Origin of the sequence: Pseudomonas alvandae (genome assembly GCF_019141525.1) — a bacterium.
In the GTDB taxonomy this organism is placed as follows: Bacteria; Pseudomonadota; Gammaproteobacteria; order Pseudomonadales; family Pseudomonadaceae; genus Aquipseudomonas; species Aquipseudomonas alvandae.
In genome coordinates this window covers 5692539-5716799 of the sequence record NZ_CP077080.1, presented here as the reverse complement: position 1 = coordinate 5716799, position 24261 = coordinate 5692539, and the positions used below count along the sequence as shown (strand labels likewise).

22 protein-coding genes are annotated in these 24261 nt (G+C 63.1%); 13 read left to right on the top strand and 9 right to left on the bottom strand.

The annotated features are described in order from the left end of the window. Window positions 1–87: 87 nt before the first annotated feature. The 4 genes from eutC to exaC all read right to left on the bottom strand — a co-directional run bounded on the left by eutC (window position 88) and on the right by exaC (window position 5706). Window positions 88–912 carry an ethanolamine ammonia-lyase subunit EutC gene (gene eutC / locus KSS97_RS25520; protein WP_217860413.1) on the bottom strand — a complete coding sequence of 275 codons (825 nt, stop codon included), beginning with the start codon at window positions 910–912 and terminating at the stop codon, window positions 88–90. A 26-nt stretch (window positions 913–938) separates the two neighbouring features. Beyond that, window positions 939–2333, bottom strand: coding sequence for an ethanolamine ammonia-lyase subunit EutB (locus KSS97_RS25515; RefSeq protein ID WP_217860412.1), 1395 nt, complete (start codon window positions 2331–2333; stop codon window positions 939–941). A 211-nt stretch (window positions 2334–2544) separates the two neighbouring features. Beyond that, entirely contained in the window at window positions 2545–3915 is a 1371-nt protein-coding gene (eat, locus tag KSS97_RS25510; RefSeq protein ID WP_030140395.1) for an ethanolamine permease, read from the bottom strand. A gap of 270 nt (window positions 3916–4185) precedes the next feature. Continuing rightward, window positions 4186–5706 carry an acetaldehyde dehydrogenase ExaC gene (exaC, locus tag KSS97_RS25505; RefSeq protein ID WP_030140394.1) on the bottom strand — a complete coding sequence of 507 codons (1521 nt, stop codon included), beginning with the start codon at window positions 5704–5706 and terminating at the stop codon, window positions 4186–4188. A 513-nt stretch (window positions 5707–6219) separates the two neighbouring features. Between exaC and KSS97_RS25500 the strand changes: the two genes are divergently transcribed. The 4 genes from KSS97_RS25500 to KSS97_RS25485 all read left to right on the top strand — a co-directional run bounded on the left by KSS97_RS25500 (window position 6220) and on the right by KSS97_RS25485 (window position 10596). Then, the gene (locus KSS97_RS25500) at window positions 6220–8124 is read left to right on the top strand and encodes a sigma-54-dependent Fis family transcriptional regulator (protein ID WP_030140393.1); all 1905 of its coding nucleotides are present in this window, start codon (window positions 6220–6222) and stop codon (window positions 8122–8124) included. A gap of 216 nt (window positions 8125–8340) precedes the next feature. Further along, the gene (gene mpl / locus KSS97_RS25495) at window positions 8341–9690 is read left to right on the top strand and encodes a UDP-N-acetylmuramate:L-alanyl-gamma-D-glutamyl-meso-diaminopimelate ligase (protein ID WP_217860411.1); all 1350 of its coding nucleotides are present in this window, start codon (window positions 8341–8343) and stop codon (window positions 9688–9690) included. Next, on the top strand, window positions 9687–10319 hold the full coding sequence (ubiX, locus tag KSS97_RS25490) for a flavin prenyltransferase UbiX (protein ID WP_217860410.1): 633 nt from the start codon (window positions 9687–9689) through the stop codon (window positions 10317–10319). The genes mpl and ubiX overlap by 4 nt, the downstream gene beginning before the upstream one ends. Continuing rightward, window positions 10312–10596: a YceK/YidQ family lipoprotein gene (locus tag KSS97_RS25485; RefSeq protein ID WP_217860409.1), complete on the top strand. Its 285-nt coding sequence runs from the start codon at window positions 10312–10314 to the stop codon at window positions 10594–10596. Before ubiX ends, KSS97_RS25485 begins: the two co-directional genes overlap by 8 nt. Window positions 10597–10793: 197 nt before the next feature. On the opposite strand, the gene KSS97_RS25480 is transcribed toward KSS97_RS25485, so the two are convergent. The 3 genes from KSS97_RS25480 to KSS97_RS25470 all read right to left on the bottom strand — a co-directional run bounded on the left by KSS97_RS25480 (window position 10794) and on the right by KSS97_RS25470 (window position 13730). Then, window positions 10794–11435: an oxidoreductase gene (locus KSS97_RS25480; protein ID WP_217860408.1), complete on the bottom strand. Its 642-nt coding sequence runs from the start codon at window positions 11433–11435 to the stop codon at window positions 10794–10796. Window positions 11436–11462: 27 nt separating this feature from the next. Next, the gene (locus tag KSS97_RS25475; protein WP_217860407.1) at window positions 11463–13181 is read right to left on the bottom strand and encodes a C13 family peptidase; all 1719 of its coding nucleotides are present in this window, start codon (window positions 13179–13181) and stop codon (window positions 11463–11465) included. Between the two features lie 93 nt (window positions 13182–13274). Continuing rightward, complete coding sequence (locus KSS97_RS25470; RefSeq protein WP_030140387.1) at window positions 13275–13730, bottom strand: MaoC family dehydratase; 456 nt, start codon at window positions 13728–13730, stop codon at window positions 13275–13277. 347 nt (window positions 13731–14077) lie between these two features. Between KSS97_RS25470 and KSS97_RS25465 the strand changes: the two genes are divergently transcribed. From KSS97_RS25465 to KSS97_RS25455, 3 genes are read left to right on the top strand one after another with little or no spacing between them, the layout of a single operon-like run. Next, complete coding sequence (locus KSS97_RS25465) at window positions 14078–14443, top strand: CidA/LrgA family protein (protein ID WP_217860406.1); 366 nt, start codon at window positions 14078–14080, stop codon at window positions 14441–14443. Continuing rightward, window positions 14440–15156 (top strand): LrgB family protein, encoded by a 717-nt coding sequence (locus KSS97_RS25460; RefSeq protein ID WP_030140385.1) that lies wholly within the window; start codon window positions 14440–14442, stop codon window positions 15154–15156. The genes KSS97_RS25465 and KSS97_RS25460 overlap by 4 nt, the downstream gene beginning before the upstream one ends. A gap of 10 nt (window positions 15157–15166) precedes the next feature. Next, window positions 15167–15757 carry an LON peptidase substrate-binding domain-containing protein gene (locus KSS97_RS25455; RefSeq protein WP_198796713.1) on the top strand — a complete coding sequence of 197 codons (591 nt, stop codon included), beginning with the start codon at window positions 15167–15169 and terminating at the stop codon, window positions 15755–15757. Between the two features lie 52 nt (window positions 15758–15809). On the opposite strand, the gene KSS97_RS25450 is transcribed toward KSS97_RS25455, so the two are convergent. Then, window positions 15810–17126: a bifunctional DedA family/phosphatase PAP2 family protein gene (locus KSS97_RS25450; protein WP_217860405.1), complete on the bottom strand. Its 1317-nt coding sequence runs from the start codon at window positions 17124–17126 to the stop codon at window positions 15810–15812. A gap of 199 nt (window positions 17127–17325) precedes the next feature. Further along, complete coding sequence (locus tag KSS97_RS25445; RefSeq protein WP_030140382.1) at window positions 17326–18006, bottom strand: DNA-3-methyladenine glycosylase; 681 nt, start codon at window positions 18004–18006, stop codon at window positions 17326–17328. Between the two features lie 198 nt (window positions 18007–18204). On the opposite strand from KSS97_RS25445, the gene KSS97_RS25440 reads away from it, so the two are divergent. The 6 genes from KSS97_RS25440 to rodA all read left to right on the top strand — a co-directional run bounded on the left by KSS97_RS25440 (window position 18205) and on the right by rodA (window position 24260). Further along, window positions 18205–19476 carry a glutamate-5-semialdehyde dehydrogenase gene (locus KSS97_RS25440; RefSeq protein WP_217860404.1) on the top strand — a complete coding sequence of 424 codons (1272 nt, stop codon included), beginning with the start codon at window positions 18205–18207 and terminating at the stop codon, window positions 19474–19476. A 1-nt stretch (window position 19477) separates the two neighbouring features. Beyond that, the gene (gene nadD / locus KSS97_RS25435; RefSeq protein WP_217860403.1) at window positions 19478–20176 is read left to right on the top strand and encodes a nicotinate-nucleotide adenylyltransferase; all 699 of its coding nucleotides are present in this window, start codon (window positions 19478–19480) and stop codon (window positions 20174–20176) included. Window positions 20177–20247: 71 nt separating this feature from the next. After that, window positions 20248–20742 (top strand): ribosome silencing factor, encoded by a 495-nt coding sequence (gene rsfS, locus KSS97_RS25430; RefSeq protein WP_030140379.1) that lies wholly within the window; start codon window positions 20248–20250, stop codon window positions 20740–20742. Window positions 20743–20751: 9 nt separating this feature from the next. Beyond that, entirely contained in the window at window positions 20752–21219 is a 468-nt protein-coding gene (rlmH, locus tag KSS97_RS25425; RefSeq protein ID WP_007937439.1) for a 23S rRNA (pseudouridine(1915)-N(3))-methyltransferase RlmH, read from the top strand. Window positions 21220–21229: 10 nt separating this feature from the next. Beyond that, complete coding sequence (gene mrdA / locus KSS97_RS25420) at window positions 21230–23125, top strand: penicillin-binding protein 2 (RefSeq protein WP_030140378.1); 1896 nt, start codon at window positions 21230–21232, stop codon at window positions 23123–23125. Between the two features lie 31 nt (window positions 23126–23156). After that, window positions 23157–24260, top strand: a complete 1104-nt coding sequence (gene rodA, locus KSS97_RS25415) for a rod shape-determining protein RodA (protein ID WP_217862103.1) — start codon at window positions 23157–23159, stop codon at window positions 24258–24260. The last annotated feature ends 1 nt before the right edge of the window (window position 24261 follow it).

Below are 24261 nucleotides of genomic sequence, written 5' to 3'. Positions count from 1 at the left end.
GTCGACAGATATTCAGACAACAATGTCGCGCTGCCGTGCTTTTGATGCTGCCTGAAAGCGGATCAAAAACGCAATCGGATAAACGGATCAGTTGCGGGGCGGCGCCAGTAGGAAATTATCTTTCATATCGGCAGGGTTTTCCGACTCTAGAGTATGAACCTGGGCTTCGTCCTTCAGATTGACCCCCGAAAGCTGACGACGGCAGGCCTCGCGCATCAGGTAGATCAAGCGATGGGCCGCCATGCCGTAGCTCAAGCCTTCGAGGCGTACGTTGGAGATGCAGTTGCGGTAGGCATCGGTCAGGCCGACCTTGGGGGCGTAGGTGAAATACAGGCCCAGGCTGTCGGGAGAGCTGAGGCCGGGGCGTTCGCCGATCAGGATCACCGACATTTTTGCGCCGAGCCGCTGCGCCACTTCATCCGCCACGGCGACGCGACCCTGTTCCACCAGGACCACCGGCGAAACGGACCAGCCTTCGGCGGTGATCTGTTCTTCCAGTCGCGCCAGGAACGGCAAGGTATGGCGATGCACCGCCAGCGCTGACAGGCCGTCAGCCACCACGATAGCCAAATCCACGCCGCCGGGATGGGCCGCCGCGTACTCGTCCAGGATTTGCGCGGATGCCTCATCGAGCCGCCGGCCCAGGTCCGGGCGCTGCAGATAGCTATGGCGGTCGGCTGCGGCACTGTGGAGCAACAGGCTTTCACGGCCGCGCTCAGTCAGTTGTGCGCGAATGCCCTGGTGATCAAACGCCAGGTGCACCGCATCGCGCGCCTGGGCGTGGGCGAATTGGAAATCCAGTTGCGCCGAGGTCGGCAGGCTGGTGCCGGTGCGGCCCAGGGCAATGCGCGCCGGGGTGAGGTTGCGCAGGTTCAGCCAAGGGTTTTGCGAATCGACAGGTTTTTTATCCATGGGCAACTCACTCATAAAAATGCGGCTTATCCCAAATGCGCAAGGGCCTGGCGAAACGCCGGTGGCAGGTTGTCGCCGAACCGCACCCGGCCATCGGCCTGGGTGAAGATGCCCATGTTCGCCAACCACGTTTCGAATTCCGGCGCCGGCTTCAGGCCCAGGGTCTGACGGGCGTAGAGGGCGTCGTGGAACGAGGTGGTCTGGTAGTTGAGCATGATGTCGTCGGAGCCGGGGATGCCCATGATGAAGTTGATCCCGGCCACGCCCAGCAGGGTCAGCAGGGTGTCCATGTCGTCCTGGTCGGCTTCGGCGTGGTTGGTGTAGCAGATGTCGCAACCCATCGGCACGCCCAGCAACTTGCCGCAGAAGTGGTCTTCGAGGCCGGCGCGGATGATTTGTTTACCGTTGTAGAGGTATTCCGGGCCGATGAAGCCTACAACCGTGTTCACCAAAAACGGGTTGAAATGTCGCGCCACGGCGTAGGCCCGGGTCTCGCAGGTCTGTTGATCGACGCCGTGGTGGGCGTTGGCCGACAGCGCGCTGCCCTGGCCGGTTTCGAAATACATCAGGTTGTTGCCGAGGGTGCCGCGATTCAGGCTGAGGCCGGCGTCGTAGCCTTCTTTCAAGATGTTCAGGCTGATGCCAAAACTGGCGTTGGCCGCTTCGGTGCCGGCGATGGACTGGAACACCAGGTCCAGGGGCACGCCACGGTTCGCCGCTTCGATGGAGGTGGTGACGTGGGTCAGCACGCAGCCCTGGGTGGGAATGTCGTAGCGCTGGATGATGGCGTCGAGCATTTCCAGCATGGCGCAGATCGAGACGGTGCTGTCGGTGGCCGGATTGATGCCGATCATGGCGTCGCCGTTGCCGAAGAGCAGGCCGTCGAGGATGCTCGCGGCGATCCCGGCAGGTTCGTCGGTGGGGTGGTTGGGTTGCAGGCGGGTGGACAGGCGCCCGCGCAGGCCGAGGGTGCCGCGGAATTTGGTGACCACGCGGATTTTCTGCGCCACCAGCACCAGGTCTTGCACGCGCATGATCTTTGACACGGCGGCGACCATTTCTGGCGTCAGGCCCGGAGCGAGTGCCCGCAGGCTCTGCTCATCGGCGACGTCGCTGAGCAGCCAGTCGCGAAAACCGCCGACGGTGAGGTGGCTGACGGCGGCAAAAGCTTGTTTGTCATGGGTGTCGACGATCAGCCGGGTGACTTCGTCGATCTCGTAAGGAATCAGCATTTCTTGCAGGAAATGGCTGAGGGGCAAGTCAGCCAAAGCCATTTGCGCGGCCACGCGCTCGCCATCGTTGAGGGCGGCGACTTCGGCGAGGAAATCCCCGGAACGCGCCGGGCTGGCCTTGGCCATCAGGTCTTTGAGGCTGTCGAAGCGGTAGGTCTGGGCGCCGACGGAATGGGCGAATGCGGCCATGGGCGGTGTCCTCCTGGTGCAAATAATTCAAGCACACCGCAGTTTTTCTCCTTGTGGGAGCGGGCTTGCTCGCGAATGCGGTGTGTCATCCAACACATTTGCTGAATGACACACCGCATTCGCGAGCAAGCCCGCTCCCACAGTAGAGGACGGCGCTGCGTGCACTTCTATATGGCAGGCACCGGACCTCGGGCCCGGTGCCGGTGCAACTTCAGATACCTGTGAGCATAGCGTCCGCCGGCGCGTCGGAGCGTTGCTTGGCGGTCAGTTGGAAATACAGGTAGCCGACAATCATGAAACCGAGGAACACCAGGCCGATCAGGGTGTTGAACCACGCCATCGCCACCAGGCACACCACCGCCAGGAACAGCGCGATGCCCGGCACGAGCGGGTAGCCCGGCGCGCGGAAGGTGCGTTCCAGGTTCGGTTCGGTCTTACGCAGCCTGAACAGGCTGAGCATGCTGATGATGTACATCACGATGGCGCCGAACACCGACATGGTGATCATCGCCGCCGTCAGGCTCATGCCCTGCAGGTTGACCAGGCCATCGCTGTAGATCGCCGCGATGCCGATGACGCCGCCGGCCAGGATCGCCCGGTGCGGAGTCTGGAAACGCGAGAGTTTTGCCAGGCCGCGAGGCAGGTAGCCGGCCCGGGCCAGGGCGAAGAACTGCCGCGAGTAGCCGAGGATGATCCCGTGGAAACTCGCCACCAGGCCGAACAGGCCGATCCACACCAGCATGTGCATCCAGGTTGAATCGTTGCCGACCACGGCCTTCATGGCCTGGGGCAGCGGGTCGTTGATGTTCGACAGTTGCCGCCAGTCACCGACGCCGCCGGCCATGATCATCACGCCGATGGCCAGGAACACCAGGGTCAGGATGCCGCTGACATAGGCGCGGGGGATCGTGCGTTTCGGGTCCTTGGCTTCTTCGGCGGCCATGGCCGCGCCTTCGATGGCGAGGAAGAACCAGATGGCGAAGGGGATCGCGGCGAAGATGCCCGGGATCGAGGCGAGGGTGAACTCATTGGAGCCCGACCAGCCGTTGAGCACGAAGTTACTGAAGCTGAAGCCCGGCGCGACCACGCCCATGAACACCAGCAACTCGGCGACCGCCAGCACGGTGACCACCAGCTCGAAGGCGGCGGCGATGCTGACGCCGAGGATGTTCAGGGTCATGAACACGATGTACGCGCCCACCGCCGCGAGCTTGGGATCGAGCTCGGGAAATTGCACGTTGAGATAGGCGCCGATGGCCATGGCGATGGCCGGCGGCGCGAAGACGAATTCGATCAGGGTGGCGATCCCGGCGATCAACCCGCCTTTCTCACCAAAAGCCCGTCGGCTGTAGGCAAAAGGCCCGCCGGCGTGGGGAATTGCGGTGGTCAGTTCGGTGAAACTGAAGATGAAGCAGGTGTACATCAACGCCACCATCAGGGCGGTGACGAGAAACCCCAGGGTTCCTGCGGTGCCCCAGCCGTAGCTCCAGCCGAAGTATTCGCCGGAAATCACCAGGCCGACGGCAATGCCCCATAAATGCAGGGTGCCGAGTGTGGGTTTGAGTTGGGTGGTAGAAGTCATAAGTCCTCTCTGTCTTTTTTATTGTTTGATCTGTTGGACTTTCGGGTTTGCTGTGGAGCGGGCACGCAAGGCTCATGCCAGAGCGGTGGGGCATTGATTCTGTGTGTGAGTGAGGGCGCCATCGTCGGATCGCCGCCCGGAGCAAGCTCGCTCCCACAGTGGATCTATGCCAACCCTGGAGGCGAGTTATCCACAAATCCCTGTGGGAGCGAGCTTGCTCGCGAAGGCGATCTAAAGGGCCAGGCAGAATGACCTGCCTGGCCCAAGGGCTTAGAAGAACCCCAACGGATTGATGTCGTAGCTCACCAGCAGGTTCTTGGTCTGCTGGTAATGGTCGAGCATCATCTTGTGCGTCTCACGCCCGACGCCGGACTTCTTGTAGCCACCGAACGCGGCATGCGCCGGGTACAGGTGGTAGCAATTGGTCCAGACGCGACCGGCCTTGATCGCCCGGCCCATGCGATAGGCGCGGTTGATGTCGCGGGTCCACAGGCCGGCGCCAAGGCCGAACTCGGTGTCGTTGGCGATCGCCAGGGCTTCGGCTTCGTCCTTGAAGGTGGTGATGCTCACCACCGGGCCGAAAATTTCTTCTTGGAACACGCGCATTTTGTTGGTGCCCTTGAGCAGGGTCGGCTGGATGTAATACCCGGTCGCCAGGTTGCCCTCGAGTTTTTCCACCTTGCCGCCGGTCAACAGCTCGGCGCCTTCGCCCTTGGCGATTTCCAGGTACGAAAGAATCTTGTCGAATTGCTGCTCGGAGGCCTGGGCGCCGACCATGGTGTCGGTGTCCAGCGGGTCGCCGCGTTTGATCTGCAGGACTTTCTTCATCACCACTTGCATGAATTCGTCGTAGATCGACTCCTGCACCAGGGCGCGGGATGGGCAGGTGCAGACTTCGCCCTGGTTGAAGAACGCCAGCACCAGGCCTTCGGCGGCTTTTTCGATGAAGCTTGGCTCGGCCTGCATGATGTCTTCGAAGAAGATGTTTGGCGACTTGCCGCCCAGTTCAACGGTGGACGGGATGATGTTCTCGGCGGCGCATTTCATGATGTGCGAGCCGACCGGGGTCGAGCCGGTAAAGGCGATCTTGGCGATGCGCTTGCTGGTGGCGAGGGCTTCGCCAGCTTCCTTGCCGAAACCTTGCACCACGTTCAGCACGCCCGGTGGCAGCAGGTCGCCGATCAGCTCCATGAGCACGCAGATGCCCAGCGGGGTTTGCTCGGCCGGCTTGAGCACCACGCAGTTACCGGCGGCGAGGGCCGGGGCGAGTTTCCAGGCGGCCATCAGCAGCGGGAAGTTCCACGGGATGATCTGCCCGACCACGCCCAGCGGTTCGTGGATGTGGTAGGCCACGGTGTTGCCGTCGATCTCGGCGGCGCTGCCTTCCTGGGCCCGCAGGCAGCCGGCGAAGTAGCGGAAGTGGTCGGCAGCGAGGGGGATGTCGGCGTTGAGGGTTTCGCGCACGGCCTTGCCGTTGTCCCAGGATTCGGTGATCGCCAGGGTTTCGAGGTTGGCTTCGATGCGGTCGGCGATTTTCAGCAGGATCAGCGAACGCGCCTGGACGGACGTGGCGCCCCAGGCATCGGCGGCGGCGTGGGCGGCGTCCAGGGCTTTGTCGATGTCTTCGGCTGTGGAGCGCGGGAATTCGGCGATGGGCTGGCCATTGACCGGGGATGTGTTGGTGAAGTACTGACCTTTGACAGGCGCGACGAACTCGCCGCCGATGTAGTTACCGTATTTAGCCTTGAACGAAACGATAGCGCCTTCAGTACCGGGGTGAGCGTAACGCATGATGAGTTCTCCTTGGCTTTTGTGCTTATTAGGGAGCCGCGCAAATTCGCGCTGGTACTTAAGCCTAGAGCAAAGGTCGGGCCACTGCCTTGCGGGGCCCGGAAATCAAGACTTTAGGAGGAGTTGGTCGGACAAACGGAGGGGCTGTGTCACGGTTGCGATACGCGGGGTGTGACAGTTTGTGCCATGGGTGAGACAGTCTGTGACCGGCAGGTCGCGCCAGCATTGCAAAGGCCGATGGGCTGGAGGATGCTGGGCCTCACCAAATTGGCCTGCCCAGCAATGTTGTGGCGAGGGGATTTATCCCCGCTGGGCTGCGAAGCAGCCCCCAAAGCAGCCAACTCGATCAATCTGATCCACCGCATGCTCAGGTTTCAGGGCTGCTGCGCAGCCCAGCGGGGATAAATCCCCTCGCCACAGGTTAAGTGTCGAACACAGGTTAAATGTCAAACACTGGTTAAATGTTAAACAGTTGCTCCAGTGAGGCAGGTCCTTCGGGGAGAACAATAAGAAATGCACAGCAACCATTTGAGTCGCCATGCCCAGCAAGTCCTGACGGTCACCCAGGGCAAGGCCCATTTGCAGGGACCTGGCAGCGATCCGTCGATTGCCCGTTCCTGGCTGCGCTGCCTCGAGGACTATCACCTCGACCCGGCCCAGAATCTGGCGCCGACGGTGCTCGAGCACGGCCGGGTGCTGGAGAGTCGCGAGCGCTTGCAGCAAGTGCTGCACATCGCCGGCACGGAAATGACCAGCCTGCATCAGCAACTCTCCGGCGCCGGCCACGCAGTGCTGCTGACCGACGCCCGGGGCGTGATCCTCAATTGCGTCACCGCTCCCAGCGAACGGAAGATTTTCGAGCGGGCCGGCCTCTGGCTCGGCGCCGACTGGAGCGAAGCCTGCGAAGGCACCAACGGCATCGGCACCTGCCTGGTGGAGCGCCAGGCCCTGACCATTCACCAGGAAGAACATTTCCGCGGCCGCCACACCGGCCTGACCTGCTCGGCCAGCCCGGTGTTCGATCCACAGGGCGAACTGCTGGCGGTGCTCGACGTGTCCTCGGCGCGGCCGGACGTGTCGCGCCAGAGCCAATTCCACACCATGGCACTGGTCAACCTCTCGGCGAAGATGATCGAGAGCTGTTATTTCCTGCGTTGCTTCGACAATCAATGGCTGCTGCGCTTTCATTTGCAGGCCGAGTCCGTGGGGCTGTTCAGTGAAGGGCTGATGGCGTTCGACGGCGAAGGGCGAATTTGCGCGGTGAACCAGAGCGCGCTGAACCTGCTCGGGCATATCCGCGGTGGCTTGCTGGGTCAGCGGGTCGAGGATTTTTTCGATTGTTCCCTGGATGAATTGATGGGCCGGGCCAGTGCCCAGGCCAGCGCCAGTTGGCCGCTGCGCACCCGCGATGGCCGGCACCTGTTCGCCGTGTTGCGCGGCCAGCCGCGCAGCGTGCCGGTGCCGGTCGCGCCGGCCTTCAAGGTTATCGAGCCGGCCCGTCTGCCGGGGATCTGCTTGGGGGATGCGGCGTTGCAGGAGCATTTTCGCAAGGCGCTGCGGGTGTTCGAGCGCGATGTGCCGCTGCTGATCCACGGCGAAACCGGCTCCGGCAAGGAGGCGTTCGCCAAGGCCGTGCACCACGCCAGCCAGCGCGCCGGGAAAAATTTTGTCGCCCTCAATTGTGCGGCCATTCCGGAAAGCCTGATCGAGAGCGAGCTGTTCGGTTATCGCGGCGGCAGTTTCACCGGGGCGCGCAAGGAAGGCATGCGCGGCAAGCTGCAGCAGGCTGACGGCGGCACGCTGTTCCTCGATGAAATCGGCGACATGCCCCTGGCTTTGCAGACCCGGTTACTGCGGGTGCTGGAGGATCGCCAGGTGGTGCCCATCGGCGGCGAGCCCGAGGCGGTGAACGTGCGCATCATCAGCGCCACTCACCGACAGTTGCTCGATCGGGTGCGGGATGGCAGCTTCCGTGAGGATTTGTACTACCGCCTCAATGGCTTGGAAATCCCGCTGCCGGCGTTGCGCGAGCGCAGTGACAAATCGCAGTTGCTGGATTTCCTGCTGGCCGAGGAGAGCGGCGGCGAAACGGTCTTTATTGACGAGCCGGCGCGCCAGGTGTTGCTGGGGTTCGACTGGCCGGGCAATGTGCGGCAATTGCGCAATGTGTTGCGTACCCTCGCTGCGTTGTGTGATGGCGGACGGATCGGGCTGGAGGATCTGCCGGCGATGATCCGCCAGCGCTCGGTTGTGATGGTTGAAGCCCCGACTGAACACCCATTGGAAGATGCCGAGCGCCTGGCATTGCTCGATGCACTGGAGCGCCAGCGCTGGCACATGACCCACACCGCCGAACAACTGGGGATCAGCCGCAATACCCTTTACCGCAAGCTGCGCAAACACGCGATTGCCCGCTGAACCGCATTCATCCTGGAGAAATGCGGTCAACTGTGGGAGCGAGCTTGCTCGCGATGACGGCAGCACATTCAACATTGTTGGAGGCTGATAGACCGCTATCGCGAGCAAGCTCGCTCCCACAGGGGATTTGTGGTGTCCAGGCGGTGTGAAGTCTAAACACAAGGTGCGATTTTCCCCTCCCTACGCTAACCTGCGGCCATGTTTACGAGGTCGACTATGCACATCCATATTCTCGGTATTTGCGGCACTTTCATGGGTTCGATGGCGGTCCTGGCCAAGGAGCTGGGCCATCATGTGACCGGTTCCGACGCCAACGTCTACCCGCCGATGAGCACTCAACTGGAAGCCCAGGGCATCGAGCTGACCCAAGGCTATGACCCGGCGCAACTGGACCCGGCGCCGGACCTGGTGGTCATCGGCAACGCCATGTCCCGTGGCAACCCGGCGGTGGAATACGTGCTCAACAAAGGCCTGCCGTACGTGTCCGGGCCGCAGTGGCTGGCCGATCACGTGTTGCAGGGCCGTTGGGTCCTGGCCGTGGCCGGCACCCACGGCAAGACCACCACCAGCAGCATGCTCGCCTGGGTCCTGGAGCACGCCGGCATGAGTCCGGGTTTCCTGATCGGTGGCGTGCCGCAGAACTTCTCCGTGTCGGCTCGCCTGGGCGGCACGCCGTTCTTCGTGATCGAAGCCGACGAATACGACAGCGCGTTTTTCGACAAACGCTCGAAATTTGTCCACTACCGTCCACGCACGGCGATCCTCAACAACCTTGAGTTCGATCACGCCGACATCTTCCCCGATCTGCCGGCCATCGAACGGCAATTCCACCACTTGGTGCGTATCATCCCGAGCGAGGGCCTGGTGATCCATCCGACCACCGAGCCGGCGTTGCAGCGCGTCATTGAGATGGGCTGCTGGACCCCGGTGCAAACCACCGGCGCGGGCGGGCAGTGGCAAGTGAAGTTGCTCAAGGATGACGGTTCTGAGTTCGAAGTGATGTTCGAGGGCCAGTCCCAAGGCATAGTCGAATGGGACATGACCGGCCAGCACAACGTTGCCAATGCCTTGGCGACCCTGGCGGCGGCCCGTCATGTCGGCGTGGTGCCGTCCATGGGCATCGCCGCGTTGAGCGCGTTCAAGAGCGTGAAGCGGCGGATGGAGAAAGTCGCCGAGGTACGCGGCATCACCATTTACGACGATTTCGCCCATCACCCGACTGCCATTGCCACCACGCTCGACGGCTTGCGCAAGCGCATCGGCGATGCGCCGCTGATCGCGATCATCGAGCCGCGCTCCAACTCCATGAAACTCGGCGCCCACCGTGACGGCCTGCCGGAAAGCGTGGTCGATGCCGACCAGGTGATCTGGTACGCACCGGCCAACCTGGGCTGGGACCTCGCTGCCACCGCTGCGCTGTGCACGGTGCCGTCGATTGTCAGCGACTCCCTGGAAGGCATCATCGAGCGCGTGAAGAGCCAGGCCCAGCCCGGCACTCACGTGGTGATCATGAGCAACGGCGGCTTCGGCGGCCTGCACGGCAAACTGGCCGAGGCGCTGAAATGAGCAACGGCCCGGAACGCATCACGCTGGCGATGACCGGTGCGTCCGGCGCCCAGTACGGCTTGCGCCTGCTCGATTGCCTGGTGCGCGAGGACCGCGAGGTGCATTTCCTGATCTCCAAGGCCGCGCAACTGGTCATGGCCACCGAGACGGATGTGACCCTGCCACCCAAGACGCAGATGATGCAGGCCTTCCTCACCGAATACACCGGTGCGGCGGCGGGGCAGATCCGCGTGTATGGCAAGGAAGACTGGATGTCGCCGGTGGCCTCGGGCTCCGGTGCGCCAGCGGCGATGGTGGTGGTGCCGTGTTCCACCGGCACGCTGTCGGCGATTGCCACCGGCGCCTGCAACAACCTGATCGAGCGGGCGGCGGACGTCACGCTCAAGGAGCGCCGCCAGTTGATCCTGGTGCCGCGGGAAGCGCCATATTCGAGCATTCACCTGGAGCACATGCTCAAGCTGTCGAACATGGGCGTGACCATCCTGCCAGCGTCGCCGGGTTTCTATCACCAGCCGCAGACCATCGATGACCTGATCGATTTCGTGGTGGCGCGGATCCTCAATCTGCTGAACATTCCCCAGGACATGTTGCCGCGCTGGGGCGAGCATCATTTGAGCAGCGATGAATAAGCTGCTGGTCGTGCTGTTGGCGCTGCAACTGACCGGCTGCGCCACCGCCCGCACCCTCGACGCCGCGAAGCCGGGGGCGCCGGTGGTGTATGCGGGGACGCGCCTGGATTTGTATGCACTGAACGGTGGCTGCTGCGCCAAGGACCGTTTTGGGGCTGAAGCGCCGAGCTATCCAGGGCTCGATCTGCCGGGGAGTGCGTTGTTGGATACCTTGTTGTTGCCGTTGTCGTTGTTCACGGCGTTGGGTGTGGGGTTTCAGGCGACTGGCGGTTTGTAACGCCCAACGTGAGTGCAGGTGTGCTAGGGATCATTTGTGGCGAGGGGATTTATCCCCGTTGGACTGCGAAGCAGGCCCCTGAGATCGGGTCGTTCTTCCTTAGCAACTGCATGGACACACGAACAATTGGGGCCGCTTCGCGGCCCAGCGGGGATAAATCCCCTCGCCACAATGATCGCGCTGTCCCAGGTGTCACTTTATTTACCAAGCTTGCGCAACTCATCCGACTCCACCACCCGCACCCCGTCCTGCTCTTCCAGCGCAAGCCGCCACATGGCCCGGGCCAACTGACAGGCTTCGATGCCGTGATATTTGCCTGGAATCAGCTTGGACAAGGGCCCGGCCAGTTGCTCGGCCAAACGCGGCTCTACTCGGTCTCCCAGCAACAGCGAGGGCCGGCAGAGGGTCAGTTGCGGCCAGTCCTGGGCCTTGAGGACCGCCTCCATTTCACCTTTGACCCGGTTGTAGAAAATCGAGGACTTGGCATCGGCCCCCAGCGCGCTGATCACGATCAGATGCCGTGCGCCCAGCTCCCTGGCGCGTTTGGCAAAGGCCACCACCAGGTCCAGGTCCACTGCGCGGAATGCCTGTTCGGAGCCGGCTTTCTTGATGGTGGTGCCGAGGCAGCAGAAGGCGATGTCCACCGGGCCTTCCAGCCGCTGCAGCAACTCGGCCGGTTCCCCGACCGGATTTTCCAGGTGCGGATGCTCGGCCAGTGGCCGGCGGGACGGCGCGAGGACTCGGGTGATGGTCGGCTCGTTGAGCAGCCGGTCCAACAGGTGTTCCCCGGTCAACCCGGTCGCGCCGGCGAGCAAAACATGCTGAGGCGTCAAGTACATAGTGTTTCCCCCTTGATACGGTTCAGCTTAGTTGCTCTTTTTGGCCTCGTCGTTCAGTGCAGCACTTTGCAACGCTTTCCGCGCCTGCTGCTTGCGTAGCAATTGCCAGTGCGACAGCACGGTGCGAGGCGCCCAGATCTGTGGCTCGGAGGCTTCGAAATTGTCCGCCTGCTCCCGCTCCGCGACGATGCCCTTGGCACGCTTGAAAGCTTGTTCCAAATCATCGGTCTGGTTCAGCGCCTGGGCGAACAGGGCGTCGCCAAAGTAGGTGAAGTTGGCTTCCTCGGAGCAGCCGAAGGACACCCGGTCGGCCCGCGAAGCGGTCATCACCAGGGTCCGTTCATCCTTGAGCGCCGGAATGAAACCGCCGGAATAGCAGGCGGAAATCACCACGATCTTGTCGCGGCTCTTCAGCGGCGCCAGCACAGCGGCCAGCTCGTCGGCCGGCAGGTCGGCCAGTTCCATGCGCGGTTGGTCGAGGACCAGTTCGTGCTCGCTGGTGCCGTGGCTGGTCAGGTAAATGAACACCAGGTCTTCCGGGCCGCTGCGCTCGGCCAGGGTGACGACGGCGCGGCGCAGGCTTTCGCGAGTGGCCATGGGACGGTCGCCGAGGTGGTCGCGGTGGTTCACCAGGCGGACCTGGCCGAAGGCGCCGAAACGGCTGGCGAGCATATTGGCGACATAGTCGGATTCGCGCAGGAACACGCTTTGCTTGCCGTCGCCGCCCAGGGTCAGGCTGTACAGCTCCACCGCTGGCGTCGAGGCCGGGATGTTGGCGAGGGCGTCGTCCAGCAGGCGGCCTTGGGCCAGGATGCCGAGTTCGAGCACATCCGGCAGCAGCCTGCCATCGGCGTCGCGTATCCGCTGGCCCTTCGCCCAGGTGCCGCTCTGCACGGTGCCGTCCGTCAGCACCAGGGTGCCGCGGCCGTGGTAGCTGTCGCTTTCGAACTGGCCGGTGTAGAAGCTGCCATCGGGCAGGTTCAGGCGACCCTCGCCGGTGAAGCGCCAATCGTTGAAATGGCCGAGGTAATGGCTGCCGTCGGCGCCGATCAATTCACCCTTGCCGGTCAGTGCGCCATCCTTGAACTGGCCGATCCAGACATCGCCATCGGCGTTTTCGTAGCGGCCTCGTCCATTGAGCTGGTTGTTCCTGAAGCCGCCGATGTAGACATCGCCATCGGCGCTGTTGAAGGTGCCCTTGCCTTGGAGTTGGCCGTCGACGAAATGCCCGGTGAACTGGTTGCCGCTGGCGTCGAAGCGCTGGCCTTCGCCATTCGGCTTGCCGTTGACGAACGGGCCCTGGTACTGGCTGCCGTCGTCGAGTTCGAGGCGGCCGAGACCGGAATAACGGTCGGCCTTGAACTCGCCCCGGTAGGTCATGCCGTTTTCCTTGAGCGTCCCTTCGCCGTCCCGCCGGCCCTGCTTGAAGCCGCCGGTGTAGCTGCTGGTCGGCGTGGTCAGGCTGCCTTGGCCGTGGAACAGCCCATGCTCGAATTGGCCGCGATAAACCTCGCCATTGCTGCCGTGCCATTCGCCGGCGCCGTGCCACTGGCCCTTGTCGAACTGTCCGGCGTACCAACTGCCGTTGGGGTAATCGATGCGCCCCTGGCCTTGTAGCAGGCCGTCCACCAGGTCGCCGCGATAGCGCCCACCGTCGGGCAGGCGGGCATCGGGAGGCAACGGCGATTCGCCGTCGCCGCAAGCGGTGAGCAGGAGGGCCAGGGTCAGGGGGACAAGTGCGCGCATAACGGGATCCAAGTAATCAGGCGACGAGTATGCCGCAGCTATGCGCGTTGAAGCGATGCGAAACTGCATGAGCGGTTTCGCGACCGCAAGGGTCTACACGAAGCAGAGCGACAGTGGCTCGGCGATGTAGGCCGGTTTTTCCGACCCTTCGATTTCCAGGGTAGCGGTCGCCTTGAGCAGCCACTGGCCGGGTTTTTTCTCGGTGACGTCCACCAGTTCGACCTTGAGCCGGACCTTCGAGTCGACTTTTACCGGTTGGATAAAGCGCACGCTGTCCAGCCCGTAGTTGACGACCATCTTCACGCCCTCGGGCAAAATCAGGATGTCTTCCATCAGTTTGGGCATCAGCGACAGCGACAGGAAACCGTGGGCGATGGTGCTGCCGAACGGGGTCTGCGCGGCCTTCACCGGATCGACGTGGATGAATTGGAAGTCGCCTGTGGCTTCGGCGAACAGGTTGATGCGGTCCTGATCGATGGTCAGCCAATCGGAACATCCCAGTTCCTTGCCGACATAATCCTTGAGCGCTGTAACGGGAACGTAGGGCATTGAGACTCTCCTTGGTTCATCTGTCCTGCTTTTATGGAACGGGGATCTGCGCCCCCGAGAACCACTGTAGATCAACATGGCGCGCCGGGAAGGTCATCGACCATGCTTTTTACGAATGCCGAACCATAGCGCGGGCGTGCTTATAATGCCGGCGCATTCTTTGCAATTCGGTTCTTTCAACGTGCGTGTTTGATTCCGAGGCGAGGGAGCTTGCTCCCGCTGGGCTGCGCAGCGGCCCCATTTTATGAGCGCTTCGCACTCAAGCGGGAGCAAGCTCCCTCGCCACAGAATCATGCCGTGAACCGAATTGGCGCGTTCATTGGGTCTGTCGTAGAGGGAGAAAGCGGATGTTGCTAAGGGGCCTGACCTGGCTGGTGCTGTTCCAATTGCTGGGCACCGCCATCAATCATTTGTTCCTGCCGATCCTGCCAGGGCCGATCGTGGGCCTGCTGCTGATGCTGGGCTACCTGATCGCTCGCGGCGAAGTCAGCGAACCATTGAACCTCGCCGCCAGTAGCCTGTTGCGCTACCTGCCGTTGCTGCTGGTGCCGCCGGCGGTGGGCGTCATGGTCTACGCCCGGGCGATCGCCGCAGACTTCTGGGCGATTGTCGGCGCGCTGGTGCTGTCGCTGGTCCTTTCCGTGATGCTGACGGGCGTGCTGATGCAGCGCCTGGCCCGGCGCCATACCGTCGAGCCGGAGGACGCGCCATGATGTTCGATTGGCAGGGCGCCTGGACCTCAGTCATCCACCATCCGCTGTTTGGCATCGGCATCACCCTGGGCGCCTATCAATTGGTGCTGGCGGCGTTCGAAAAGACCCGCTGGGTGTTCCTCCAGCCGGTATTGATGTCGATGCTGGTGCTGATCGCCGTGCTGGTCGGCTGCGGCATCAGCTACGCCGAATACCGCAAGAGCACCGAAATCCTCAGCATCCTGCTGGGGCCGGCAACCGTGGCGCTGGCGGTGCCGCTGTACTTGAACCTGCGGCGAATCCGTCAATTGTTCTGGCCGATTTTTACTACGCTGGTGATAGGCGGGGTGTTTGCCACCGGTTCCGCCGTGGTGCTGGGCTGGGCGTTTGGCGCCGAGCACATGATTCTCATGACGATGGCACCCAAGTCCGTGACTTCGCCCATCGCGATGCTGGTGGCCGAGCAGATCGGTGGCGTGGCGGCGATGGCGGCGGTGTTCGTGTTGATCACCGGTGTGCTCGGGGCGATCCTCGGCCCGAGCATTCTGACCCGGTTGGGTGTCCACAGTCCCGAGGCCCGTGGCATGGCCCTGGGCCTGACGGCCCATGCGGTGGGGACGTCGGTGGCGTTGCAGGAAAGCGAGGAAACCGGTGCCTTCGCGGCGCTGGCGATGAGTCTGATGGGCGTGGCCACGGCGGTGCTGCTGCCGCTGGTGGTGTCGATGACGGTTTAAGGAACGAGTTATGAGCTTGCCGCTGTTTCCGCTGAACACCGTGTTGTTCCCCGGTTGCATTCTCGATCTGCAGATTTTCGAGGCGCGTTACCTCGACATGATCGGACGCTGCATGAAAAAGGGCGAAGGCTTCGGGGTGGTGTGCATCCTCGATGGCGAGGAGGTCGGCATCGCGCCTGACGGCTATGCGCGGGTCGGCTGTGAAGCGCTGATCACCGATTTTTCCCAGCAGGAGAACGGCCTGCTGGGCATTCGGGTGCAGGGCGGCCGGCGTTTTCTCGTGCACAGCAGCAGCGTCCAGGCCGATCAGCTCACCGTGGCTGAAGTCGAATGGCTGGAAGACGAGCCGGAACAACCGCTGCAGGACGAGGACGCCGACCTGGTGGCGCTGCTCAAGGCCCTGGCCGAACATCCGATGGTCGAGGCGCTGAACATGGGCACCGAAGCCACCGGCCAGCAGTCCCTCGCCAATCAACTGGCCTATCTGCTGCCGTTCAACGAACTGGACAAGCTCGACCTGCTGCAACTCGACGATCCGCAACAGCGACTGGATGCGATCCAGGCGTTGCTTGATGAGTTGCAAGGCGAACTGTTTGCCTGAGGTACATCCATCGAACAACACCGCTCCCACAGGGAAACACTGTGTCTCGGGATTAGTAGGCATACCGCAACATCGCATGCGGCAAATGCCGCAAGGCGAAGAAGCTGAACACCGCCACCAACGCCGGCAGAATCAGCCACCAGATTTTCGGCGGCATGGCGCGCAGCGGCTCCTGGCGTTGGCTCAACCACAGCACGGCGGCGCAGACGCTGGCGGCGAGCATGGCGCCGGCAACGACGTCGCTTGGCCAGTGCGCGCCGAGGTAAACCCGCGACAGGGCAATGGCCAACGCCGGCAAAGAGCCGAGCAACAGCCAGGTCAGGCGCAGGCGTGGTGGTTGGCCGCGACCGGCCAGTACGGCGAGGCTCAGGAACAGGGCAAATGCGCCGGAGGCGTGGCCGCTGGGCATGCTGTAGCTGGTCAAGGGGTCGGTGAGGATTTCCGGGCGTACGCGGGCGAAGAAGTGCTTGGTGCCGGTGTTTGCCAGGGCGGTGAGCAACATGGTGGCCCCGGCAAAAATCGCCTGCCGCCATTGGCGCGCCAATAACAGCAGTCCGGTCAGCAGGGCGCTGAAGATCAGCATGTTGCGAAATTCACCGATCAGCGTGAAGGTCACGGCGATTTCATCCAGCGTCGCGCTGCGATGTTCCTGCACCAGCGCCATCAAGCCCTGGTCGAAGGCGGCCAGGTAGCGGAAGCCGATGAACAGACTGACCAGGATCGCCAGGCCAACACTGGCGATGATTGCCGAGGCATGGCGATGACGACGCAGGCTGCTGTTGACGCTCAGGCCGAGCATCAACGCGATGCTGCCGATGACAACGCCGGCCTGCGGCCAGAAGCCTTCGGGCAATGGCAGGCGGAACGCCGCGCCAGTGGCCCAGCCCGGCAGCAAATAGGCGACGGTCCAGCCTGAAGCGGCCACCAGGCTGACGACGGCAAAACGTGGGAACGGCATGTCGCACATCCCCGCCACCATTGGCAGCATCGGTCGCAACGGGCCGATAAAGCGTCCCACCAGCAGGCTGGCGATGCCGTAGCGCTGGAAATAGCCTTCTGCAGCGCTCATCCATTCCGGATGATGCCGCAGCCCCGGCAGGCGCCGGATGTTCTGGTGGAAATGCCGACCCAGGAAGTACGACACCAGGTCCCCCAGCAATCCGCCGAGAAGGCCCAGCAACAAGGTTTCGCCCAGGGGCAACGCGCCACTGCCGGCCAGCACTGTGATCGCGAACAACAGCACGGTGCCCGGCACGATCAACCCTGCGATGGCCAGGCATTCAACGCAGGCGACGACAAACACCGCCACCGCCAGCCATTGCGGGTTGACGGTCAGCCAGCCGGTGATGCTATCGAGCCATGGGCCCATAAAAACAACTCCATTCAATAGTGATGGGCATGCAATTTTTGCTGTGTGAACGAAAACTCAAGATCACTGAAGCTTCAAACTGTGGGAGCGAGCTTGCTCGCGATAGCGGTGTGTCAGTCGCCATTTATTTCACAGGCCTGGCGCCATCGCGAGCAAGCTCGCTCCCACAAGGGGCCACAGGGTCATGCAGTGTTTATGTTCAGGACAGCAAAAAATAATCCCGGCCCTCGACCTGTCCGCGCCGCAGCGGGTTGCGGGTGCACCACGGGGCGTAGGCGGCATCGACGAAGCGGTAGGGCAGGTGTTCGTCCCGCCCGAGCGGAATGCCCAGGCGGGTGGTCTGGATCACATTGACCGTTGGTACACCGACGTCTTCCACCAATAACCGTTCCGGGTCGAAGCGCTTGGCGTCCCAATCCGGCACTTTCAGGCCCAGAGCCTTGCACAGCAAGGTCTGGCCGGCACAGAGTTTTTGCGGTGTGCGCGGCCGGCCCTGGGCGTCGGGGTTGTTCAGGAGCATCTGCGCCAGGCTCGCCGGCCCGCTGATGCTGTCCACCCACGGGTACGCGGATTTGATCAGGACCGCGTTGCCGGGGCCTTGGGCACTGAAGTTCAGGGAATCGCCGCCCCGGGCGTAGTACATATAGATGTGCCCGCCATCCAGAAACAAAGCCTTGCGCTTTTCCGTGTAGCCCAGCGAGGCGTGGCTGCCTTTTTCGGCGAAGTAATACGCTTCGGTCTCGATGATCCGCGCGCTGAGCCACAGGTCACCGACCTTGTGGCGGATGACTTTGCCCAGCAGGTCCTGGGCGAGTACCTGGGCGTCGCGGTCAAAAAAAGCGTGGGGCAAGGCGCTGGGCGTTGGAGGCGAATCGGTCATGGCAGTGGACGAGGTCAGGCCAAAGATAGCGCGATGATAACAACGGATAGCTTAATTACCGCTGAACAGTGAACGGAATGTCGGCGGTTTATGCCTGTTTTCAATCTCCGCCGGTCACTGCTGTGAGACCGCGCTGTTAGTCGAGGGTTACGACAGCTATAATCTGCCGCTTTCCTCTTTGCCAAGACCACACAGACCATGACTGAGTCCGTTCTTGACTACATGACCCGCCTGGGTCGCGCCGCCCGCGAAGCGTCGCGCATCATCGGCCGTGCCAGCACCGCGCAGAAAAACCGCGCCCTGCAGGCCGCCGCCAATGCGCTGGACGCCGCTCGCGCCGAGTTGTCCGCCGCCAACGAACTGGACCTGGCCGCTGGCCGGGCCAATGGGCTTGAGCCGGCCATGCTCGAACGCCTGGCGCTGACCCCGGCACGCATCGACGGCATGATCGTCGGTCTGCGTCAGGTCGCGGCACTGCCGGACCCGGTCGGGGCGATCCGCGACATGAGCTATCGGCCGTCGGGTATCCAGGTCGGCAAGATGCGCGTGCCCCTGGGCGTGGTCGGGATCATCTACGAGTCGCGGCCGAACGTCACCATCGACGCCGCGAGCCTGTGCCTGAAGTCCGGTAACGCGACCATCCTGCGTGGCGGTTCCGAGGCGATCCACTCCAACCGCGCCATTGCCGCCTGCATCCAGCGCGGCCTGGCCGAAGCCAACCTGCCGGCCGCCGTCGTGCAAGTGGTGGAAACCACCGATCGCGCGGCGGTCGGCGCGCTGATCACCATGCCCGAGTTCGTCGACGTCATCGTGCCCCGTGGCGGCAAGGGGCTGATCGAGCGCGTCAGTCGCGACGCTCGCGTGCCGGTGATCAAGCACCTGGACGGCATCTGCCACGTCTACGTCAGCGCCCATGCCGAATTGCCGAAGGCCCAGCGCATCGCCTTCAACGCCAAGACCTACCGCTACGGTATCTGCGGTGCGATGGAAACCTTGCTGGTGGATCAGGCGGTTGCCGAGCAGTTCCTGCCGCCGATGGCGGCCCAGTTCCGCGAAAAAGGCGTCGAACTGCGTGGTTGCGAGCGCACCCGGGCGATCATCGAGGCCGCGGTGGCGACCGAGGAAGACTGGAACACCGAATACCTGGCGCCGATCCTGTCGATCCGCGTCGTGGACGGGCTGGACGAGGCCATCGAGCACATCAACCGCCACGGCTCCCAGCACACCGATGCCATCGTCAGCGAACACCAGGGCGAAACCCGGCGTTTCGTGACCGAAGTGGACTCGGCGTCGGTGATGATCAACGCACCGACCTGCTTTGCCGATGGCTTTGAATACGGATTGGGCGCCGAGATCGGCATTTCTACTGATAAGCTGCACGCCCGTGGCCCGGTGGGCCTCGAAGGCCTGACCTGCGAGAAGTACATCGTGGTCGGCGACGGCCAGTTGCGCGGGCAGGAGCCGGTCTGACTTGGGCGACCTCGACCCACTGGCCCCTGTGACTAAGCCCGCTGTGACGGCGACCGCGCCAAAGCGCATCGGTATCCTGGGTGGCACGTTCGACCCGGTGCACATCGGCCATTTGCGCGGTGCGCTGGAAGTTGCCGACGCCCTGGCCCTCGATGAGCTGCGCCTGACGCCCAGCGCCCGGCCGCCTCATCGGGACACGCCGCAGGTGTCGGCCCGGGATCGCCTGGCGATGGTCGAGTGCGCGGTGGCCGGTGTGGCGCCGTTGGTGGTGGATGCCCGCGAATTGCAGCGGGACAAACCGTCCTACACCATTGATACCCTGGAGCTGATGCGCGCCGAACTGGCCGCCGAAGCCCAGGTTTTCCTGCTTCTGGGCTGGGACGCATTTTGCGGCCTGCCCACTTGGCATCGCTGGGAAGAGTTGCTCCAGCATTGCCACATCCTGGTGCTGCAACGCCCGGATGCCGACAGCGAGCCGCCGGATGCCTTGCGCAACCTGCTGGCGGCGCGCTCGGTGAGCGACCCGCTGGCCCTGAAGGGGTCGAGCGGACAGATTGCATTCGTCTGGCAGACGCCGCTCGCGGTATCCGCCACCCAGATCCGTCAACTGCTGGCCAGCGGTAAGTCGGTACGTTTCCTGGTGCCCGACGCGGTCCTGGCCTACATCGATGCGCACGGTCTGTACCGTGCGTCGAACTGAACAAGGCGCGCTCCGCCGACACGGATCAACGTGTACCGAGCGCCCGAACACATGAGCAAAACGAGTTTTTTATGACTGACAAAGACCTGAACAAAGTAAAGCGCAAGGGCACCTTCAAGAGCGCCCCGCTGCCGGTAGAAGCACACACCGGCGTGGCGCTGGCCGGCGAAGAGCTGGTCAAGGTGGCCGTGGCGGCCCTGGAAGACGTCAAGGCCCAGGATATCCAGGTGATCGACGTTCGCGAGAAGCAGAGCATCACTGACTACATGATCATCGCCACCGGTACCTCCAACCGCCAGATCGGCGCGATGCTGGACAAGGTCCGCGAAGCGGTCAAGGCCCAGGGCGTCAAGCCGCTGGGCGAAGAAGGCAAGGGCGACAGCGATTGGGTCCTGTTGGACATGGACGACGTCATCGTGCACATGATGACCGCGTCGGCGCGCCAGTTCTATGACCTGGAGCGCCTGTGGGCCGGTGCCGAGCAGAGCCGTTCGGCCAGCGCCGCGCACCACAGCCCGGAAAACACCCATGAGCACTTCACCAAGCTCAACAAAGACCAGCAATAAGGGATCGCTGTGCGACTGCGCCTGATCGCCGTCGGTTCTCGCATGCCCAAGTGGGTGGAAGAAGGCTGGCATGAATATGCCAAGCGTCTTCCGTCCGAGCTGGCCCTGGAACTGGTGGAAATTCCGCTCAACACCCGTGGCAAGAATGCCGACGTGGCGCGCTTTATCCGCCAGGAAGGCGAAGCCATGCTGGCCAAGGTCGGGCCGAACGAGCGCGTCGTCACCCTGGAAGTCCACGGCAAGCCCTGGAGTACCGAGCAACTGGCGGTCGAACTCGATCGCTGGCGGCTGGACTCGCGCACGGTCAATTTCATGGTCGGTGGCCCGGAAGGGCTGGCGCCGGAAGTCTGTGCCCGGGCCGACCAGCGCTGGTCGTTATCGCCGTTGACGTTGCCGCACCCGCTGGTGCGGATCCTGATCGGTGAACAGTTGTATCGTGCCTGGACAGTCTTGTCCGGGCACCCTTACCACAAGTAATCCTGCTCTCATGCCCCAGCCGATCCGCATCAAGGACCACGAAAAAGACGCCCGCCTGGTGCGGGGCCGCGTCGTGTTCGGCGCCATTACCGTGGTGACGCTGATCGGCGTGCTGATTGCGCGGTTGTATTTTCTCCAGGTCATCCAGTACGAGTACCACTCGACCCTGTCGGAAAGTAACCGGGTGCATGTGCAACCCATTCCGCCGACCCGTGGGCTGATCTTCGACCGCAACGGCGTGGTGGTGGCGGACAACCGGCCCAGCTTCAGCCTGAGCATGACCCGCGAACGTTCCGGCGACTGGCAGAAAGTCCTCGACGTGATCGTCGAAGTGCTGCAACTGACGCCCGAGGACCGGGTCATCTTCGAGAAACGCATGCGTCAGGGCCGGCGCCCCTTCGAGCCGGTGCCGATCATGTTCGAGCTGACCGAAGAGCAGATCGCCCTGATCGCCGTGAACCAGTTCCGCCTGCCCGGCGTGGAAGTGGTGGCGCAACTGGTGCGGCATTACCCCCAAGGGCCGCATTTCGCCCACTCGGTCGGCTACATGGGCCGGATCAACGAAAAAGAGCTCAAGACCCTCGACCCGGTCAACTACAGCGGCACCCACCACATCGGCAAGACCGGCATCGAGCGATTCTACGAGGCCGAGCTGCACGGCCAGGTGGGTTACGAGGAAGTCGAGACCAACGCCCGGGGCCGGGTGCTGCGGGTGCTCAAGCGTACCGACCCGATTCCCGGCAAGGACATCGTCCTGAGCCTGGACATCAAGTTGCAGGAAGCCGCCGAGGCGGCGCTGGGCGGGCGGCGTGGTGCCGTGGTTGCGCTGGACCCGAACACCGGCGAGGTCCTGGCGATGGTCAGCCAGCCGAGCTTCGACCCGAACCTGTTCGTCACCGGCATCAGTTTCAGGGCCTATGCCGAGCTGCGCGATTCCATCGATCGGCCGTTGTTCAACCGCGTGCTGCGCGGGCTCTACCCGCCGGGTTCGACCATCAAGCCGGCCGTGGCGATTGCCGGGCTGGACTCCGGCGTGGTGACCGCATCGACCCGGGTCTACGATCCGGGCTACTACATGCTGCCCAACTACGACCACAAGTATCGCAACTGGAACCGCACCGGCGATGGCTACGTAGACCTGGAAACGGCGATCATGCGTTCCAACGACACCTATTTCTATGACCTGGCCCACAAGCTGGGGATCGACCGGTTGTCGTCCTACATGAACAAGTTCGGCATCGGTCAGAAAGTCTCCCTGGACATGTTCGAAGAATCCCCAGGCCTGATGCCCTCCCGCGAATGGAAACGGGCGACGCGCCGCCAGGCCTGGTTCCCCGGCGAAACCCTGATCCTCGGGATCGGCCAGGGCTACATGCAGGCGACGCCGCTGCAATTGGCCCAGGCCACGGCACTGGTGGCGAGCAAGGGCAAGTGGTATCGCCCGCACCTGGCCAAGACCATCGAAGGCGAGAAGCCGGTGGACCCGGACCCGATGCCGGACATCATCCTGCGCAACCCGTCGGACTGGCAGAAGGTCAACAACGGCATGCAACAGGTAATGCACGGCGCCCGGGGTACCGCGCGCAAGGCGGCCATCGGCTCGCCGTATCGGATTGCCGGCAAGAGCGGTACCGCCCAGGTGGTGGCGATCAAGCAGGGCGAGAAGTACGACCGCTCCAAGGTCCAGGAGCGCCATCGCGACCACGCCTTGTTCGTCGGTTTCGCACCGGCCGACAACCCGAAGATCGTCGTCTCGGTGATGGTCGAGAACGGTGAGTCCGGTTCCGGCGTCGCCGCCCCGGTGGTGCGCCAGGTCATGGACGCCTGGCTGCTGGACGAGCACGGTCAGCTCAAGCCCGAATTCGCAAGCCCCATCAGCGCGGAGGCTACGGCCCGTGAAGAATAATTTCGACCGCATCCTCTCCAGCGAAGATGTGATGCGCCGTCGCGCCACCTTGCTGCAGCGCATGCACATCGACGGGCCGTTGCTGATCCTGCTGCTGATATTGGCGGCCGGCAGCCTGTTCGTGTTGTATTCGGCCAGCGGCAAGAGCTGGGACCTGCTGGCCAAGCAGGCCACCTCGTTCGGCATCGGCCTGGTGTCGATGATCGTCATCGCCCAGCTCGAACCGCGTTTCATGGCGCGCTGGGTGCCGCTGGCCTATGTGGTGGGCGTGGGCTTGCTGGTGGTGGTGGACGTGATGGGCCACAACGCCATGGGCGCCACCCGCTGGATCAACATCCCCGGGGTGATCCGCTTCCAGCCCTCGGAATTCCTCAAGATCATCATGCCGGCGACCATCGCCTGGTACCTGTCCAAGCGCACCTTGCCGCCGCAGCTCAAGCACGTGTGCATCAGCCTGTTGCTGATCGGCATCCCGTTCATCCTCATCGTGCGCCAGCCGGACCTCGGCACCTCGCTGCTGATCCTGGCTGGCGGCGCCTTCGTGCTGTTCATGGGCGGGTTGCGCTGGCGCTGGATCCTCAGCGTGATCGCCATCGCCGTGCCGGTGTCGGTGGCGATGTGGTACTTCGTGATGCACGACTACCAGAAGCAGCGGATCCTGACGTTCCTCGATCCGGAGAGCGATCCGCTGGGCACCGGCTGGAACATCATCCAGTCCAAGGCCGCCATCGGTTCCGGCGGCGTGTTCGGCAAGGGTTGGCTGATGGGTACCCAGTCGCACCTGGACTTTCTGCCGGAAAGCCACACCGACTTCATCATCGCGGTGATGGGCGAGGAGTTCGGCCTGGTGGGTATCTGCGTGCTGCTGTTGATCTACCTGTTGTTGATCGGCCGGGGCCTGGTGATCACGGCCCAGGCGCAGACGCTGTTCGGCAAATTGCTCGCCGGCAGCCTGACCATGACGTTTTTTGTTTATGTTTTCGTCAACATCGGTATGGTCAGTGGCCTGCTGCCGGTCGTGGGGGTGCCGTTGCCATTCATTAGCTACGGAGGAACTTCGCTGGTGACACTACTGTCAGCGTTTGGGGTTTTGATGTCGATCCATACCCATCGCAAGTGGATCGCTCAGGTTTGAA

What these genes read in the sequence shown, in the direction of transcription:
- KSS97_RS25450 (WP_217860405.1), bottom strand. Translation starts at nt 17,126, where the DNA reads ATGGGCCCATGGCTCGATAGCATCACCGGCTGGCTGACCGTCAACCCG.
- rodA (WP_217862103.1), top strand. Translation starts at nt 23,157, where the DNA reads ATGCGCCGTCGCGCCACCTTGCTGCAGCGCATGCACATCGACGGGCCG.
- KSS97_RS25515 (WP_217860412.1), bottom strand. Translation starts at nt 2,333, where the DNA reads ATGGCCGCATTCGCCCATTCCGTCGGCGCCCAGACCTACCGCTTCGAC.
- eat (WP_030140395.1), bottom strand. Translation starts at nt 3,915, where the DNA reads ATGACTTCTACCACCCAACTCAAACCCACACTCGGCACCCTGCATTTA.
- rsfS (WP_030140379.1), top strand. Translation starts at nt 20,248, where the DNA reads ATGACTGACAAAGACCTGAACAAAGTAAAGCGCAAGGGCACCTTCAAG.
- KSS97_RS25500 (WP_030140393.1), top strand. Translation starts at nt 6,220, where the DNA reads ATGCACAGCAACCATTTGAGTCGCCATGCCCAGCAAGTCCTGACGGTC.
- KSS97_RS25470 (WP_030140387.1), bottom strand. Translation starts at nt 13,730, where the DNA reads ATGCCCTACGTTCCCGTTACAGCGCTCAAGGATTATGTCGGCAAGGAA.
- KSS97_RS25455 (WP_198796713.1), top strand. Translation starts at nt 15,167, where the DNA reads ATGAGCTTGCCGCTGTTTCCGCTGAACACCGTGTTGTTCCCCGGTTGC.
- KSS97_RS25440 (WP_217860404.1), top strand. Translation starts at nt 18,205, where the DNA reads ATGACTGAGTCCGTTCTTGACTACATGACCCGCCTGGGTCGCGCCGCC.
- KSS97_RS25445 (WP_030140382.1), bottom strand. Translation starts at nt 18,006, where the DNA reads ATGACCGATTCGCCTCCAACGCCCAGCGCCTTGCCCCACGCTTTTTTT.
- mrdA (WP_030140378.1), top strand. Translation starts at nt 21,230, where the DNA reads ATGCCCCAGCCGATCCGCATCAAGGACCACGAAAAAGACGCCCGCCTG.
- KSS97_RS25480 (WP_217860408.1), bottom strand. Translation starts at nt 11,435, where the DNA reads ATGTACTTGACGCCTCAGCATGTTTTGCTCGCCGGCGCGACCGGGTTG.
- KSS97_RS25460 (WP_030140385.1), top strand. Translation starts at nt 14,440, where the DNA reads ATGATGTTCGATTGGCAGGGCGCCTGGACCTCAGTCATCCACCATCCG.
- KSS97_RS25485 (WP_217860409.1), top strand. Translation starts at nt 10,312, where the DNA reads ATGAATAAGCTGCTGGTCGTGCTGTTGGCGCTGCAACTGACCGGCTGC.
- ubiX (WP_217860410.1), top strand. Translation starts at nt 9,687, where the DNA reads ATGAGCAACGGCCCGGAACGCATCACGCTGGCGATGACCGGTGCGTCC.
- exaC (WP_030140394.1), bottom strand. Translation starts at nt 5,706, where the DNA reads ATGCGTTACGCTCACCCCGGTACTGAAGGCGCTATCGTTTCGTTCAAG.
- mpl (WP_217860411.1), top strand. Translation starts at nt 8,341, where the DNA reads ATGCACATCCATATTCTCGGTATTTGCGGCACTTTCATGGGTTCGATG.
- eutC (WP_217860413.1), bottom strand. Translation starts at nt 912, where the DNA reads ATGGATAAAAAACCTGTCGATTCGCAAAACCCTTGGCTGAACCTGCGC.
- KSS97_RS25465 (WP_217860406.1), top strand. Translation starts at nt 14,078, where the DNA reads ATGTTGCTAAGGGGCCTGACCTGGCTGGTGCTGTTCCAATTGCTGGGC.
- KSS97_RS25475 (WP_217860407.1), bottom strand. Translation starts at nt 13,181, where the DNA reads ATGCGCGCACTTGTCCCCCTGACCCTGGCCCTCCTGCTCACCGCTTGC.